At 70.8% G+C, this 15,272-nt stretch carries 18 protein-coding genes; 17 read left to right on the forward strand and 1 reads right to left on the reverse strand.

Annotation, left to right across the window (positions count from 1 at the left end; all coding sequences use genetic code 11):
- The first annotated feature begins 76 nt into the window (after positions 1 to 76).
- The 17 genes from ffh to FNH05_RS39260 all read left to right on the forward strand — a co-directional run bounded on the left by ffh (position 77) and on the right by FNH05_RS39260 (position 14,938).
- Positions 77 to 1,600, forward strand: a complete 1,524-nt coding sequence (gene ffh, locus FNH05_RS14855) for a signal recognition particle protein (protein ID WP_144588542.1) — start codon at positions 77 to 79, stop codon at positions 1,598 to 1,600.
- Positions 1,601 to 1,604: 4 nt separating this feature from the next.
- The gene (locus FNH05_RS14860; RefSeq protein WP_144588544.1) at positions 1,605 to 2,669 is read left to right on the forward strand and encodes an amidohydrolase family protein; all 1,065 of its coding nucleotides are present in this window, start codon (positions 1,605 to 1,607) and stop codon (positions 2,667 to 2,669) included.
- Between the two features lie 87 nt (positions 2,670 to 2,756).
- Positions 2,757 to 3,485: a CPBP family intramembrane glutamic endopeptidase gene (locus FNH05_RS14865; RefSeq protein WP_246127741.1), complete on the forward strand. Its 729-nt coding sequence runs from the start codon at positions 2,757 to 2,759 to the stop codon at positions 3,483 to 3,485.
- Between the two features lie 63 nt (positions 3,486 to 3,548).
- A complete protein-coding gene (locus tag FNH05_RS14870; RefSeq protein ID WP_425458446.1) occupies positions 3,549 to 4,334 on the forward strand; it encodes a CPBP family intramembrane glutamic endopeptidase in 786 nt (261 codons plus the stop codon).
- 164 nt (positions 4,335 to 4,498) lie between these two features.
- Complete coding sequence (gene rpsP / locus FNH05_RS14875) at positions 4,499 to 4,921, forward strand: 30S ribosomal protein S16 (protein WP_144588548.1); 423 nt, start codon at positions 4,499 to 4,501, stop codon at positions 4,919 to 4,921.
- Entirely contained in the window at positions 4,918 to 5,157 is a 240-nt protein-coding gene (locus tag FNH05_RS14880) for an RNA-binding protein (protein WP_144588550.1), read from the forward strand. Before rpsP ends, FNH05_RS14880 begins: the two co-directional genes overlap by 4 nt.
- A gap of 11 nt (positions 5,158 to 5,168) precedes the next feature.
- Entirely contained in the window at positions 5,169 to 5,687 is a 519-nt protein-coding gene (gene rimM / locus FNH05_RS14885) for a ribosome maturation factor RimM (protein WP_144588552.1), read from the forward strand.
- Positions 5,688 to 5,721: 34 nt separating this feature from the next.
- Positions 5,722 to 6,477, forward strand: a complete 756-nt coding sequence (gene trmD / locus FNH05_RS14890) for a tRNA (guanosine(37)-N1)-methyltransferase TrmD (protein ID WP_144588554.1) — start codon at positions 5,722 to 5,724, stop codon at positions 6,475 to 6,477.
- 152 nt (positions 6,478 to 6,629) lie between these two features.
- Complete coding sequence (gene rplS / locus FNH05_RS14895) at positions 6,630 to 6,989, forward strand: 50S ribosomal protein L19 (RefSeq protein WP_144588556.1); 360 nt, start codon at positions 6,630 to 6,632, stop codon at positions 6,987 to 6,989.
- Positions 6,990 to 7,013: 24 nt separating this feature from the next.
- Positions 7,014 to 7,946, forward strand: a complete 933-nt coding sequence (gene lepB, locus FNH05_RS14900) for a signal peptidase I (RefSeq protein ID WP_144588558.1) — start codon at positions 7,014 to 7,016, stop codon at positions 7,944 to 7,946.
- Between the two features lie 66 nt (positions 7,947 to 8,012).
- Positions 8,013 to 8,777, forward strand: a complete 765-nt coding sequence (locus FNH05_RS14905; protein WP_144588568.1) for a ribonuclease HII — start codon at positions 8,013 to 8,015, stop codon at positions 8,775 to 8,777.
- Entirely contained in the window at positions 8,774 to 9,097 is a 324-nt protein-coding gene (locus FNH05_RS14910; protein WP_027946358.1) for a DUF2469 domain-containing protein, read from the forward strand. The genes FNH05_RS14905 and FNH05_RS14910 overlap by 4 nt, the downstream gene beginning before the upstream one ends.
- Before the next feature lie 128 nt (positions 9,098 to 9,225).
- A complete protein-coding gene (locus tag FNH05_RS14915; protein WP_144588560.1) occupies positions 9,226 to 9,606 on the forward strand; it encodes a YraN family protein in 381 nt (126 codons plus the stop codon).
- Positions 9,606 to 11,117 (forward strand): YifB family Mg chelatase-like AAA ATPase, encoded by a 1,512-nt coding sequence (locus tag FNH05_RS14920; protein ID WP_144588562.1) that lies wholly within the window; start codon positions 9,606 to 9,608, stop codon positions 11,115 to 11,117. The genes FNH05_RS14915 and FNH05_RS14920 overlap by 1 nt, the downstream gene beginning before the upstream one ends.
- A gap of 85 nt (positions 11,118 to 11,202) precedes the next feature.
- A complete protein-coding gene (gene dprA / locus FNH05_RS14925; protein ID WP_186382552.1) occupies positions 11,203 to 12,429 on the forward strand; it encodes a DNA-processing protein DprA in 1,227 nt (408 codons plus the stop codon).
- Between the two features lie 142 nt (positions 12,430 to 12,571).
- Positions 12,572 to 13,666: a tyrosine recombinase XerC gene (locus FNH05_RS14930; RefSeq protein ID WP_425458447.1), complete on the forward strand. Its 1,095-nt coding sequence runs from the start codon at positions 12,572 to 12,574 to the stop codon at positions 13,664 to 13,666.
- Between the two features lie 318 nt (positions 13,667 to 13,984).
- The gene (locus FNH05_RS39260; protein WP_425458448.1) at positions 13,985 to 14,938 is read left to right on the forward strand and encodes a FliA/WhiG family RNA polymerase sigma factor; all 954 of its coding nucleotides are present in this window, start codon (positions 13,985 to 13,987) and stop codon (positions 14,936 to 14,938) included.
- Between the two features lie 24 nt (positions 14,939 to 14,962).
- Here the strand turns inward: FNH05_RS39260 and FNH05_RS14940 are convergent.
- A partial coding sequence (locus FNH05_RS14940; RefSeq protein ID WP_144588564.1) for a M23 family metallopeptidase occupies positions 14,963 to 15,272 on the reverse strand: 310 nt, incomplete at its 5' end.

The following is a 15,272-nucleotide window of genomic DNA, read 5'->3' on the forward strand; positions in this document are numbered from 1 at the left end:
GCCCTGGCAGGTCCGGTGCGGCGGGCGGCTACCCTGGTCTGCGGAGCAACCACGACCAGCTGGAGCGTGCACCCCCGTGTTCGACACCCTCTCCGACCGGCTCACCTCGGCCCTGCAGACACTGCGGGGCAAGGGCAAGCTGACCGACGCCGACATCGACGCCACGGCGCGCGAGATCCGCATCGCGCTGCTGGAGGCCGACGTCGCGCTGCCCGTGGTCCGCGAGTTCATCGCGCAGATCAAGCAGCGGGCGAAGGGGGCCGAGGTCTCCGGCGCGCTGAACCCCGCGCAGCAGGTCGTCAAGATCGTCAACGAGGAGCTCATCGGGATCCTCGGCGGCGAGACCCGGCGGCTCAACCTCGCCAAGAACCCGCCGACGGTGATCATGCTCGCCGGTCTGCAGGGTGCTGGTAAGACCACGCTCGCGGGCAAGCTCGCGCTCTGGCTCAAGAAGCAGGGCCACGCACCCCTGCTGGTCGCCTGTGACCTGCAGCGCCCCAACGCGGTCACCCAGCTCCAGGTGGTCGGCGAGCGGGCCGGGGTCACCACCTTCGCCCCCGAACCGGGCAACGGCGTCGGCGACCCGGTGGAGGTGGCGCGCCGCGGTGTCGAGGAGGCCCGGCACGCGCAGCACGACGTGGTCATCGTCGACACGGCGGGCCGGCTGGGCGTCGACGAGGAACTGATGCGGCAGGCCGCCGACATCCGGGACGCGGTGAAGCCGGACGAGACGCTCTTCGTCGTCGACGCGATGATCGGCCAGGACGCGGTGACCACCGCCGAGGCCTTCCGCGACGGCGTCGGCTTCACCGGCGTGGTGCTCACCAAGCTCGACGGCGACGCCCGCGGTGGTGCCGCGCTGTCGGTGCGCCAGGTCACCGGCCAGCCGATCCTGTTCGCCTCCAACGGCGAAAAGCTCGACGACTTCGACATCTTCCACCCGGACCGGATGGCCAGCCGGATCCTGGGCATGGGTGACCTGCTCACCCTGATCGAGCAGGCCGAGCAGGCCTTCGACGCCGAGCAGGCGGAGAAGGCCGCCGCCAAGCTCGGTACCGGGCAGCTGACCCTGGAGGACTTCCTCGAGCAGATGCTCGCGGTCCGCAAGATGGGCCCGATCGGCAACCTGCTCGGCATGCTGCCGGGTGCGGGCCAGATGAAGGAGCAGCTGGCCCAGGTCGACGACAAGCACCTCGACCGGCTCCAGGCGATCATCCGGGGGATGACCCCGGCCGAGCGGGCCGACCCGAAGATCATCAACGGGTCCCGCAGGCAGCGCATCGCGGTGGGCTCCGGCGTCACCGTGCGCGAGGTCAACGACCTGGTCAACCGCTTCTTCGAAGCCCGCAAGATGATGCAGCAGATGGCCGGCCGGTTCGGCTTCGGCGGGGGCGGCGGGAGCAAGGCCAAGAAGGGCAAGAAGGGCAAGAAGGGCAAGGGACGCGGCCCGACGCAGCCGAAGATGCGCGGCGGTTTCCCCGCCGGCATGCCGATGCTGCCGCCGGGTACCGGCGGCCCGGACCTGTCGCAGCTCGGTGGCGGGCTGAACGACGTGCCGGGCTTCGACCCGAGCAGGTTCAAGCTCCCCAAGAACAAGTAACGCCATGCACTTTTCCGGCGTGGTGCTGCCCGACGGCGGGCAGCGGGACCTGTGGGTGCGTGACGGGCGGATCACCTTCGAACCGGTGCCCGGCACCGCCACCGTGGCCTCCGACGGTTTCCTGGTACCCGGCCTGGTGGATGCGCACTGCCATCCCGGCATCGGGGTGCACGGTCCGTCCACGGTGGAGGAGGCGGTGGCGAACGCGCTCGCCGACCGGGACGCGGGCACCCTGTTGATCCGCGACTGCGGGCAGCCGATCGACACCCGCCCGCTGCAGGCGCGGGCGGACCTGCCGCGGATCATCCGGGCAGGCAGGCACCTCGCACTGCCCAAGCGCTACATCCCCGGGCTGGGCATCGAGCTCGGTTCCCCGGAGGAGCTGCCCGCGGCGGTGGCCGAGCAGGCCGCCGACGGTGACGGCTGGGTGAAACTCGTCGGCGACTGGATCGACCGCTCGGTGGGCGACTTGGCGCCGCTGTGGCCGGACGACGTGCTGGCCGAGGCGGTCAAGGTCGCGCACGAGGCCGGGGCCAGGGTCACCGCGCACGTTTTCGGCGAGGACGCGCTGCCCGGCCTGATCGCCGCCGGGATCGACTGCCTCGAGCACGGCACCGGCCTTTCGCCCGAGCTGCTCGCCGAGCTGGCGCGCCGCCGGATCGCCCTGGTGCCCACGCTGATCAACATCGACAACTTCCCCGGGATCGCGGACAAGGCGGGGCGCTACCCCCGTTACGCCGCGCACATGCGCGCGCTGCACGCCGGAGTGGCGGACATGGTGTCCTCGGCACTCCAGGCGGGAGTTCCGGTGTACGCGGGCAGCGACGCGGGCGGCATGATCGCGCACGGGCGGCTGGTCGACGAGATCGAAGCCCTGTGGCGGGCCGGGATGTCCCGTGAGCAGGCGTTGGGTGCGGCGTCGTGGGCGGCGCGGGAGTGGCTCGGCCACCCCGGCATCGCCGAGGGCGCCCCGGCCGACTTCCTCGTCTTCGACGGCGACCCGCGCGAGGATCTGGCGGTCCTGCGCACACCGCGCCACATCGTCCTGCGGGGCGCGCTCGTCGGCTGACCCCCGGCTGGGTGAAGCACACCGCCCGGCCCCTCGGTGGTCACGCCCTGGGTACGCCCGATCGCGGTGCGCCACTAACCTGAAGGGGTGGTGGGCGAGACGCGGGTGAGCCGCGTGGTTTTCGGAGCGCACTGGGGTTTCATCGCCTTCTTCGCCGGACTCGGCCTCTACCACGTCGCCACGGCCGCCCTCACCGCCCTGCGGCCCGGCGGCACCGGCGGCGATCCGTTCGAACTGCTCGACATCGGCCCCCTGCTGCCGCTGGCGTTCCTGCCCACCCTGCTGCTCGGTCTCGGGCCGGTGCTGGCCTCGCACCGCTGGGGTGAGGGGCCGGCGGCGGACTTCGGCTGGTGGCCTTCGTACCGGGACTTCAAGGTCGGGCTCGCGTGCGGCGGGCTAGCCCTGTTCGTGGGGTACTCGCTGAACCTTCTGGTGCTCGGTTTGTACGGAGTCGACCGGGTATCCGATTCCCCGCTGACGGAGCTGGCGGAAGGAGCCGACAGTGACGACACCGGCTGGCTGGTCCTGGCCGTGGCCATCGTGGTCGTGGCGACCCCGCTGGCCGAGGAACTTCTGACCCGGGGCGCACTGTGGAACGCGCTTGAGCGGCACCGGCTTCCCCGCTGGGTCATCCTCGTGCTGACCGCGGTGGTCTTCGCCTACCTGCACGGCGAACCCACCCGCACGGTCGCCCTCCTGGGCCAGGGACTGGCGATCGGGCTGGCCCGGCTGCGGACCGGCCGGGCGGGCGCCAGCCTGGTGGCCCACGCCGCCAACAACCTGCCGCCGGCGATCCTGCTGTTCACCGCTTCCTGAACGGGACCCACGATGGGGACTAGGCTCGGCAGATGGTTCGGCTGGATGAGACGGAGGCTGGGTTTGACCACGACGCAACCGGACGACCCGGCCGTCACCCTCGGCCCGCTGAGCCTGTCCGGCGGTCAGGCCCATCCGGGGCACCGCTGGGGCTTCGGTGCGTTCCTGTTCGTCGAGGCGGTGCTGCTGGCCTCGGCGGCGTTCGTCAGCGTTCTGCTCGGCCCCCCGGCCGCGGGCCAGGCCACCCCGGTCCGTGACGTCCTGATCGGCACCATCATCCCGACCCTGCTCGCCGCGCTGGCCGCGGTCCTGATCACCCTCTGGCGGGGAAACGGGCCGGTACTCGACCTGCGCCTGGAGTGGAGCTGGTCCGACCTGAAGCTCGGCCTCAAGCTCGGCGTGTTCGGGCTGGTGCTCACCACGGTGAGCGCCGTCATCTGGTCCCACGCGGTGGGCAGGAGTAACGCGACCTCGGCCATCGGCGCGCTGGTGGAGAACCAGCCGATGTCGGTCACCGCCGCGGTGATCATGTTCGGCTACCTGTGGCTGCTCGGGCCGGTCTGTGAGGAGATCATCTACCGCGGTCTGCTGTGGGGTGCGGTCGAGCGCCTGCACTGGGGCGCGGAGAAGTACGGCAGGCTGGCGGCCTTCCTGCTGTCCACCGCGCTGTTCGCGGTCAGCCACCTCGAACCGCTGCGCACCACGCTGCTGCTGGTGATCGCGCTGCCGATCGGCCTGGCGCGGCTGCTCACCGGGAGGCTCCCCGCGGCCATCGTGGTCCACCAGATGAACAACTTCCTCCCGGCGCTGGCGACCCTGCTCACCAGCCTGGGCCTGATGACCCTCTAGGGCCCCCGCCGAGCCCGTCTGGCACAATTGACACTTGCCTGCTGCGGCCGGTCCCTCTCACCGTGCCGTGGCGACCCCAAGCTTCGGGTACCCGTGTCCGTTTCCCCACTCGGATCGTGTCCCGACACAGCGAGCACCGAGAAAACCAAGGAGTACCCACACCCGTGGCCGTCAAGATCAAGCTCCAGCGCCTCGGCAAGATCCGTGCGCCGTACTACCGCATCATCATCGCCGACGCCCGCACCCGTCGCGACGGCAAGGCCATCGAGACGATCGGCAAGTACCACCCGAAGGAGGAGCCGAGCTTCATCGAGGTCGACTCCGAGCGCGCCCAGTACTGGCTGGGTGTCGGTGCGCAGCCGACCGAGCCGGTGCAGCGGATCCTGGAGATCACCGGTGACTGGCAGAAGTTCAAGGGCCTGCCGGGCGCCGAGGGCACGCTGAAGGTCGCCGAGCCGAAGCCGTCCAAGCAGGACCTGTTCAACGCCGCGCTGGCCGCCGCCGGTGAGGAGCCTTCTTCCGAGGCGACCACGCCGAAGAAGAAGGCCCCGAAGAAGGCCGACGAGGCGGGCAAGGAAGAGGCGTGAGTTTCCTCGCCGACTCCCTCGAGCACCTGGTGCGCGGGATCGTGGACAACCCGGACGACGTCCAGGTCGACCTGATCACGACCCGGCGCGGCCGCACGCTCGAGGTCCACGTTCACCCGGACGACCTCGGCAAGGTCATCGGGCGCGGCGGGCGTACCGCCACCGCGCTGCGCACGGTGATGGGTGGCATCGGCGGCCGCGGCGTCCGGGTGGACGTCGTCGACACCGATCGCTGAGCCCGTCCACCGTGGAAGTTGTGGTCGGGCGCGTCGCGAAGGCGCACGGTATCCGCGGCGAACTCGCCGTGGACGTGCGCACCGACTCGCCCGAGGAGCGTTTCCGGGAGGGCGGTTCGCTGCTCGCGCGGCGCCGCGACGGCAGCACCCGCCCGCTCACCATCGCAGCCGCCCGCGCCCACAGCGGGCGGCTGCTGGTGACTTTCGAGCAGATCCGCTCCCGCGACGACGCCGAGGCGCTGCGGGGCGCTCTGCTGCTCGCCGATACCGCGGATCTGCCGCCTACCGAGGATCCCGACGAGTTCTACGACCACGAACTCGAGGGCCTGCGCGCGGAACTCACCGATGGGACGGTCGCCGGCACCGTGCAGGAGATCGTCCACGCGCCCGGTGGCGAACTGCTGTCGCTCGATCGCGAGGGGCGGACCGTGCTGGTGCCGTTCGTCCGGCAGATCGTCCCGGTGGTGGACGTGGCCGGCGGCCGGGTGGTGCTCGACCCGCCCGAAGGCCTGCTGGACGACGTTGAGTAGCGGGGACCACCGGGCCGGTGGCTACGCTCAGACCGTGCGGATAGACGTCATCACGATTTTCCCCGAGTACCTCGACCCGTTGAGGGCGGCGCTGCTCGGCCGTGCCATCGACCGGGGCCTGATCGAGGTCGGCGTGCACGACCTGCGGGAATGGACCCATGACGTGCACCGCGCCGTGGACGACGCGCCCTATGGCGGTGGTCCCGGCATGGTGATGAAGCCGCAGGTCTGGGGCGACGCGTTGGACACGGTCTGTGACGAAGAGACCAGGCTGGTGGTCCCGACGCCGGCCGGGCGGCCGTTCACCCAGGAGATGGCCCGGGCCTACGCGCGGGAGAAGCACCTGGTCTTCGCCTGCGGACGCTACGAGGGCATCGATCAGCGTGTGATCGACGACGCCGCGCGCCGGATGCCGGTCGACGAGGTCTCGATCGGCGACTACGTCCTCGTCGGCGGCGAGGCGGCGGTGCTGGTCATGGTCGAGGCGACCGTGCGTCTGCTGCCCGGTGTCCTGGGCAACCCGGTTTCGGCCGAGCAGGACTCGTTCTCGGACGGGCTGCTGGAGGGGCCGAGCTACACCAGGCCGGAGGTGTGGCGCGAACTGGCGGTGCCCGAGGTGCTGCGGTCGGGAAACCACGCGCTGATCGACCGCTGGCGCCGTGACCAGGCACTGGAACGGACGGCCAGCCGGCGCCCCGAGCTTCTGGACCGGCTGCCGGAGGGTAGCCTGGACGCACACGATCAGGCCGTGCTCGATCGCCTTCGCGGGGAGCAGCGGCGGGCCGGGTGATCCGGCCGCGATCGGGTCTGTAATACTTGACCGGTTCGCGCGCGGCCATGGCACTGCGCGCGCTGCCTTGCCAGCCCCCGGGTCGATCGCTTTCGCAGCAGGTCCGTGCCCGGATTTACGCCAGACAGACGAAGGACGAGGACGGCTCACCGATGAACACCCTGGACGCCCTGGACGCTCAGTCGCTGCGTTCCGACATCCCGCACTTCCGCCCGGGTGACACGCTGAAGGTGCACGTTCGCGTCATCGAGGGAAACCGCGAGCGTAACCAGATCTTCCAGGGCGTGGTCATCCGCCGCCAGGGTGGCGGCATCCGGGAGACCTTCACCGTCCGCAAGGTCTCCTTCGGTGTGGGCGTGGAGCGCACCTTCCCGGTGCACACGCCCAACATCGCGCGTATCGAGGTCTTCAAGCGCGGTGACGTGCGGCGCGCCAAGCTCTACTACCTGCGCGAGCTGCGTGGCAAGGCCGCCAAGATCAAGGAGCGCCGCGAAGCCCCCACTGCGTCTTGACGCGCGGCTGAGTAGCCTGGCGAAGTGGTTGAACCTGTGCCCTCGAGTGCTGCTGAGGACGAGCCGGAACGATCGGCTGTCGAGGAAGACGCCGAGACCGGTGGAAGTGGGCATCGCGCTCGGCGTAAGCCCAAGAAACAGCGTTCCTTCTGGGTCGAACTGCCGATCCTGATCGTCGTGGCGCTGGTTCTGGCCTTCGTTTTCCAGCAGTTCTTCGCCCGGGTCTACACGATCCCGTCGGCATCGATGGAATCGACCCTGCACGGCTGCACCGGGTGCTACGGCGACAAGGTTCTGGTCGACAAGATCACCTACGACTTCAGTACGCCGGGCCCCGGCGACGTCGTGGTCTTCAAGGGCCCCGATCCCTGGGTGGCCGGCGAGGCCCCGGTCGAACGGTCGAGCAATCCGGTCGTGCGGTTCTTCCAGAACGTCGGGGCGGTGTTCGGTCTGGCCCCTCCCGACGAGCGTGACTTCGTCAAGCGGATCATCGCCGTCGGCGGCCAGACCATCCAGTGCTGCGACGCGCAGAACCGGGTCATCGTCGACGGCAAGTCCCTCAACGAGCCCTACATCCACTGGGTGGACCCGAACAATCCGCGGCAGGAACCCTTCTCCCCGGTGAAGGTGCCCGAGGGCACCCTCTGGGTGATGGGGGACAACCGCAACGACTCCATGGACTCGCGCTACCAGGGAAACGGTGGGGTCAACGGCGTCGTGCCGGTCGCCAACGTGATCGGCAAGGCCCGGTTCATCGTGCTCCCCCCGGGTCGCTGGGGTGGCGTGAGCGATACGAACCCACAGCAGAACGCGCAGCCCGCCGCGCTGGGGCTGAGTGCTCCGGGCTGGCAGCAGGGCGTGCCGCTCGGGTTCGGGGTCGTCGCAGCGTGGCCCACGTTGGCCCTCAGCCGCCGGTTCGGGAGCAGGGTACGCGGGGCGGTCAAGCGAAAGCGGTAGCCAGTGGGGAGCTCTTCGGCGCTCGCGGCCACCATCCGGCCACCCCGTGCGGTGATCCGGGGGGAGATGCCGTGGGGTCTGCTGTCCGCGCTCGAACGGCGTGGGCTGGGGCCCGTGGCGGGGGTGGACGAAGCGGGGCGCGGCGCCTGTGCCGGCCCGCTGGTGGTGGCGGCCTGCGTCCTCAGGCCGGGTGATGCGGCGCGGCTTCCCGAGCTCACCGATTCCAAGCTGCTGACCCCGTTGGCGCGCGACCGGGTCTACGACCGGGTCCTGGCCAGGGCACTGGACTACTCGATCGTGGTAATCCCGCCCGCCGAGGTGGATGCGCTCGGCATCCACGTGACGAATATCGAAGGTATGAGGCGGGCGGTCGCGGGTCTGCGGACCTGCCCCGGTTACGTGCTGACCGACGGCTTCCGGGTGCCGGGGCTGCCGGCGCCGAGCCTGGCCGTGATCAAGGGGGACCGGGCGGTCGCGTGCGTGGCGGCCGCCTCGGTGCTGGCCAAGGTCACCAGGGACCGGATCATGGCCGATCTGCACGGTGCGGATCCCCGGTACGGATTCGATGTGCACAAGGGGTACAGCACGGTCGAACACGGCGCGGCACTCACCGAACACGGTCCGAGTGAGGTACATCGATGGTCGTACGCCAACGTGGCGACCGCGGCGGCCGCGCATGGGCGACGGCCACCGCATCGCGTGACGTTGAGTGCGGCGGCATTGGGGCAGCTGGACCCGCCGGTGGATGCCCCGGCCGACGGTGTGAGTCAGAATGAGGGTTCCGCCGCCGGATACCGGTCAAGCTCGCGAGGAGGGGCGCGGATTCCATGAGCGCAGAGGATCTCGAGAAGTACGAGACAGAGATGGAGTTGTCGCTGTACCGGGAGTACCGCGACATCGTCAGCCAGTTCTCGTACGTGGTGGAGACCGAGCGGCGGTTCTATCTCGCCAACGCGGTGGACGTTCAGGTCCGCGACGGCGGTGGTGAGGTGTACTTCGAGGTACGCATGTCCGACGCGTGGGTCTGGGACATGTACCGGCCGGCCCGGTTCGTCAAGAACGTCCGGGTGATCACCTTCAAGGACGTCAACGTCGAGGAACTGGAGAAGCCCGACCTCCGGTTGCCGGAGGACGGTCCGTTCTCCGGGTGATTCGGTGCCCCTGTTGTCCACAGGGGGTGGGTTGTCCACAGGCGCCGCAATTGCCACTGGTGCCCCTTTTGCCGGAACTGGCAGCGTGATGAGCACGCGATGGTTCCGACACCCGGGGGGTAACAGTGATGAGCACCGTGGCACGACCGGTCGGCGCGCCGCATCTGCGGCTGGGCCGCCGCGGTGAGCGGTTGGCGGCGCAGTACCTGCAGAAACTCGGCTTCGTGGTGTTGTCACGGAACTGGCGCTGCCGCGAAGGCGAGCTCGACCTCGTCCTGACCGACGGTGACCTGCTCGTGGTCTGCGAGGTCAAGACCCGGGCCGGTGAGAACTACGGCCATCCTGCGGAGGCGGTGACCCCGGAAAAGGTCTCCCGCATCCGGCGGATCACCGGACAGTGGCTGCGCAGCTTCGGCGTCGGCTGGTGCCCGATCCGGTTCGACGTGGTCGCGATCCTCGCCTCACCGGCGGGCGAACTCAGGCTGAGGCACTACCCGGGGGCGTTCTGATGGCCCTCGGACATGCCTGGTCGGTGGCCCTGCTCGGCATCGACGGGCGGGTCGTCGAGGTGGAAGCCGATCTCGGCGGCGGCATGCCCGGCATGAAGCTCGTCGGACTGCCCGACGCCGGGCTGCGGGAGGCCAAGGACCGGGTGCGTTCGGCGGTCCGCAATTCGCAGCACGCCTGGCCGGGGGAGAAGCTCACCCTGGGGCTCTCGCCCGCGAACCTGCCGAAACTCGGTTCGGGCTACGACCTGGCGATCGCGGTCGCCGTGCTCGCCGCAGGCGGTCAGGTGCCCTCGACCCGGCTGGCGGGCACGGTGCTGCTCGGTGAACTTTCGCTGGACGGGCGGGTCCGCGAGATCCGCGGCGTGCTGCCGGGGCTGCTGGCCGCGCGGAACGAGGGTTTCACGCGCGCCGTGGTGCCGGTCGGTTCGTTGTTCGAGGCCGCACTCGTCGACGGGGTCGAAGTGCTCGGTGCGGCCCGGCTGGCCGAAGTGGTCGCCTGGTTGCGCGGCGAAGAGGCGCTGGTCCCGCCGGATCCGCCGGGGGAGGGCGAGCCACAGGCGGTGCCGGATCTGGCCGACGTGATCGGCCAGCCGGAAGCCCGCTGGGCTCTGGAGGTCGCCGCGGCGGGCGGCCACCACCTGCTGCTGACCGGTCCGCCCGGGGTGGGCAAGACGATGCTGGCGAAGCGGTTGCCCGGTCTGCTGCCCCCACTGTCCCCGGCGGAGTCGCTGGAAGTGACCGCGGTGCACTCGGTGCACGGATCGCTGTCCCGCCGGACGCCGATGGTGAAGATCCCGCCGTTCGTCGCCCCGCACCATTCGGTGTCACTGGCCGCGCTGATCGGCGGCGGCAGCGGTCTGGCGGCGCCCGGGCTGATCAGCCGTGCCCACCGGGGAGTCCTGCTGCTCGACGAGGCCTGCGAGTTCGGCGGACACGTCCTGGACTCACTGCGCACCGCACTGGAGGACGGTGAGGTCCGGATCGCCAGGACGAAGGGATCGGTCCGGTACCCGGCCCGCTTCCAGCTGGTGCTGGCGACCAATCCGTGTCCCTGTGCGCCGGCCAGGGAGACCGACTGCACCTGCGCTCCCTCGGTCCGGCGCCGCTACCTCGCGAAACTGTCCGGTCCGTTGCTCGATCGCGTCGATCTGCGCGTGCGGATGCGTCCGATCACCGCCATGGCCACTCATGAGGGCTCCGCGCCCGAGGCCACCGAAGTCGTGCGCAAAAGGGTGCTGGCGGCCCGGGAACGCGCGGCCGCCCGCTGGGCCGGGCACGGCTGGCGGACCAATGCGGAGGTGCCGGGCCCCGTCCTGCGCCGGGAGTTCGCGCTTCCGCCCAAGGCAACGGCTCTGCTGGACCGCGGCCTCGACCGCGGCATCCTCACCGCCCGCGGGGCCGATCGCTGCCTCCGGATCGCCTGGACCCTGGCCGACCTGGCCGAAGAGTCCCGGCCGGACGCGGATCATGTCGCCGCGGCACTGGATTTCCGCGAGCGGAGCGCGGCATGAGCGCCGTCCTCGTCCGGGCCGCAGGGGAACGGGGTGGCTCCGGCCTTCGAGGAGTCCCGCGAGGGAGCTGTGGCAGGAGGTCGTCATGAGCGGACTGTCTCCCGAACGGCTGGCCCGCGCGTACCTGGTGCGCGTGGCCGAGCCACCGGCACCAGCACTGGCGGTGTTCGTGGCCGAGGTGGGCCCGGTGGATGCCGCGGACGCCGTCCGGAAGGGAGCCTGCCCGCAGCGCGTCGCCGAAGAGACCGCAGCTCGCCGCGAACTCGATCTCGTGCGGGACGATTTCGCGGCCGCCGGGCGCCTGGGTGCCCGCCTCGTGATCCCGGAGGACGACGAGTGGCCCGCCTGGCCCTTGCTGTCCTTGCAGCTTGCCCACAGCCGCGGAATCGCCAGTGCGGCTCCACCGCTCGGGCTGTGGGCGCGCGGGGAGTCGCGCCTCGATGAAGCGGCCGAGGCGGCCGTGGCGATCGTCGGCGCGAGGGCGGCCAGCGGCTACGGCGAGAACGTGGCCGGGGAGTTCGCCTACGGCCTGGCCGCCCGGGGGCACCCGGTGATCTCCGGAGCGGCGTACGGGATCGACGGGGCGGCACATCGCGGTGCGCTCGCGGCGGACGGAGTGACGGTCGCGGTGCTGGGCTGCGGACTGGATGCCGGCTATCCCGCGGGGCACGTGGTGCTGCTGAACAAGATCGCCGGGCAGGGCGGTCTCGTGATCAGCGAATATCCGCCGGGGACCCCGCCGGCCCGGCACCGGTTCCTGGTCCGCAACCGGCTGATCGCCGCGCTCAGCGAAGGCACCGTGGTGGTGGAGGCCGGCCGTCGCAGCGGTGCGCGCAACACCGCGACCAGCGCCGGTGTCCTCGGCAAGGTGGTGATGGCGGTGCCCGGTCCGGTCACCTCGGCGGTATCGGTCGGCTGCCACGACCTGATCCGGGACTCCGCCGCGACCCTCGTCGGCTCCATCGAGGACGTGGTCGACGTCGTGGGCAGGCTGAGCGCCCAGGCAACGGACAGGGTGAAGCCGCGGGCCCGTGCCACCGATGGCCTCGGCGCCGATGCGCTCCGGGTGCACGAATCGCTTGAACGGCGCCGCGGCAAATCCGCCGAGCAGATCGCCACCGAGTCCGGGGTACCGGTTTCCCGGGTTCGTGCCGTCCTGCCGGCGCTCGAACTGGAGGGGTTCGCCGAACACGGAGAGGGTGGCTGGCAGTTGAGCAAGCCCCGCGGCAGGAAGCGAACGGAGGCCGGGCACGGGCAGCCGAAGGGGGAAGGAGGTGCTCCGGACGACAAGAGGCGGCGTGGCGATGCTTGACCGCGGGGGCGGCTTCACTCAGCGTGAGAGGCATGGCCAGAACCTTGAGAAGGCGCGAAAACAGCGAATTTGTGTTCGCAGAGCGCACTGTGCGCGCGAAAGACAGGGAGATGCCGGTCGAGCCGCTGGTTCCGGCGTAACCGTGGGGGGCTCGAAAGACCGCGCCGACCTGCGACGGGTACGCGAAGCGCTGCCACCGTCGGTGGCGGACCTGCTGACCCGCTACGAGCGGCACCTGCGCCTGGAACGGGGCCTGTCCGAACACACCGTCCTGGCTTATGTGGGCGACATGACCTCGCTGCTGGGATTCCTCACCGGCGCCGGGGACGACGAACCCACCCGACTCGGCGTCGCCCTGAAGGATGGTTTCCCCGCCCTCGATTCGGCCGGGCAAGAACCCCCGGAAGTGGGAAACCGGAGACCGGGCGAGTGCGGAGCCCAGGACGGGCCGGAGGTGCTGGCCGGGCTTGACATCACCGCACTCCGGGCCTGGCTCGCCGACCAGCGCGCCCGGGGAGCCGGCCGCACCACCCTGGCCCGCCGGTCGGCCGCGGCCCGCACGTTCACCGCCTGGGCCAAGCGGGTCGGTGTGCTGGAAAGCGATCCCGGGGCGCGCCTGGTCGCACCGCGGGCACACCGGGTCCTGCCCACGGTGCTGGCTCCCGCCGAGGCAGCCGAGGTGATGCGGGCCTCGGCGTCGGGAGCCGCCGAAGCCGACCCGCAGGGCCTGCGTGATCACGCGATCCTCGAACTGCTCTACGCGACCGGTGTCCGCGTGTCCGAGCTGTGTGGTCTGGACGTCGCCGATGTCGATTTCGCCGCGCGTGTCGTGCGGGTCCTCGGCAAGGGCGGCAAGGAACGGGTCGTGCCGTTCGGGATTCCGGCCGAAACTGCCCTGAAAGTGTGGCTCGGCGCCGGCAGGCCTGCCCTGTTCTCTGCCGTGGGGAAAGCGGATCCCGTGGCGCTGTTCCTGGGGATTCGTGGGCGCCGCATCGATCCCCGGGCGGTCCGGCGGATCGTGCACGACGCTGTCGGCTCGGTCCCGGGTGCCGCGGACATGGGACCGCACGGCCTGCGGCACACCGCCGCAACTCACCTGCTGGAGGGCGGGGCGGATCTTCGCAGCGTTCAGGAATTACTCGGTCACGCTACGCTTGCCACGACCCAGCTCTACACTCACGTGACAGTCGAGTGGTTGAAGGCGATCCACGACCGAGCCCACCCTCGTGCCCGGTAACCGCGGGAGCGAGCGGCGGGAGCGGGAGACCCGCCTTCACCACCACCGACCTGACCTGAGCCCGGAGACCGAACTGAGCCCGTTGTCGAGAGCGGCCGTCCAGTGACAGCCGACGTGCGTTTGACCGACGTGAGCCGTTCGGGCACCTGCCCGAACGGCGATCGCCGCGCACCCGCCATCCGGCAGGGGCAGGCCTCCTCGGCCGAGCTCACCCCTCGTCCCGCCTCCTCCCCGGAGACCGCGGAGGAGGAGAGCAGCTCTGCCCCCCATCACGGTGAGGACGCAGGGGAAACCGGGGCGGCCGAGGACAGAGCGGAAGTGCCCCAGCCGTCTGAGGGCACGGTGTCCCCTCACGCGGACAACGCCGCCCTGTCCCAGGCGGATGCCGTCGCGGACCGCCAGGCCGACGATCCTGCAGCCGCCGTTGCCGGCGCTGCTGCCGGCTCCGAGTCGCGCGGTTCCAGCGAGGTCACGGACGACGAGCCGGGCAAGTCCGCCGGCACGCCGAACGGGGTGGATGCCGCGATCCAGGCGCTGTGGCGGGAGTTTCGCGCGAACCCGCATCAGCGGCTGCGTGAACGGCTCGTCCTGCACTACGCGCCGCTCGTCAAGTACGTCGCAGGCCGGGTGGGCACGGGGCTGCCCACTCACGTCGACGTCGGCGATCTCGTCCAGTCCGGCATTTTCGGCCTGATCGACGCGATCGAAAAGTTCGATCCCGAGCGGGGCCTGCGCTTCGAGACCTATGCCATGCAGCGCATCCGCGGCGCCATCCTCGACGATCTGCGCTCCCAGGACTGGGTGCCGCGCGTGGTGCGCAGCCGGCTCCGGGAAGCCGAGCGGGCCCTTGAACGACTCGGCGCGCGGCTGCACCGCACCCCCACCGATGTGGAACTCGCCCACGAACTCGGCATCGGCCTCGACGAACTCCGCGATCTCTACGGCCAGTTGCGGCTGACCAGTGTCGTCGCCCTGGAGGACCTGGTCGCGGCGGGCAAGGACAGCGGGTCACTGGTGGACACCCTGCCCGACGACGGCGCCGTCGATCCGGTGGCGGTCCTGGTCGACCGGGACAACCGGCGTCAGTTGGCCGAGGCGATCGCCCAGCTGACCGAACGCGACCGGATCGTGGTCAGCCTCTATTACTTCGAGAGCCTGACCCTCGCCGAGATCGGCAAGGTTCTCGGCGTCACCGAATCCCGGGTCAGCCAGCTCCACACCCGGGCAGTGCTGCGCCTCCGCGCCCGCCTCACCGAGCAGGCGGGGGTCTGAACCAGCCCGGGCCGTGAGCGGGTATCAGGGCGGGTCCCATGGTTTCAGGCGGATCACCGATGCGGTGCGGATCAGCGCCAGCGGGTTGAGGTACTCCCCGCCCCGCCGGACGCCCCAGTGCAGGCAGGCGGCCTGAGGGCATCCCGGATGCCCCGGGACGACGGCACCGACCGGCTGCCCCTGGAAGACCTGCGTGCCGGGCGGCACGGTGGGAGCGACGGGCTCGTAGGTGGTCCGCAGGCCTCCGTCGTGATCGATCGACAGCACTTCCTGACCCCCCACCTGACCGGCGAACACCACGACTCCCTCCGCCGCCGCGAGCACGGGTTGACCG

The organism is Amycolatopsis rhizosphaerae, assembly GCF_007713715.1.
Taxonomy (GTDB): Bacteria; Actinomycetota; Actinomycetes; order Mycobacteriales; family Pseudonocardiaceae; genus Amycolatopsis_E; species Amycolatopsis_E rhizosphaerae.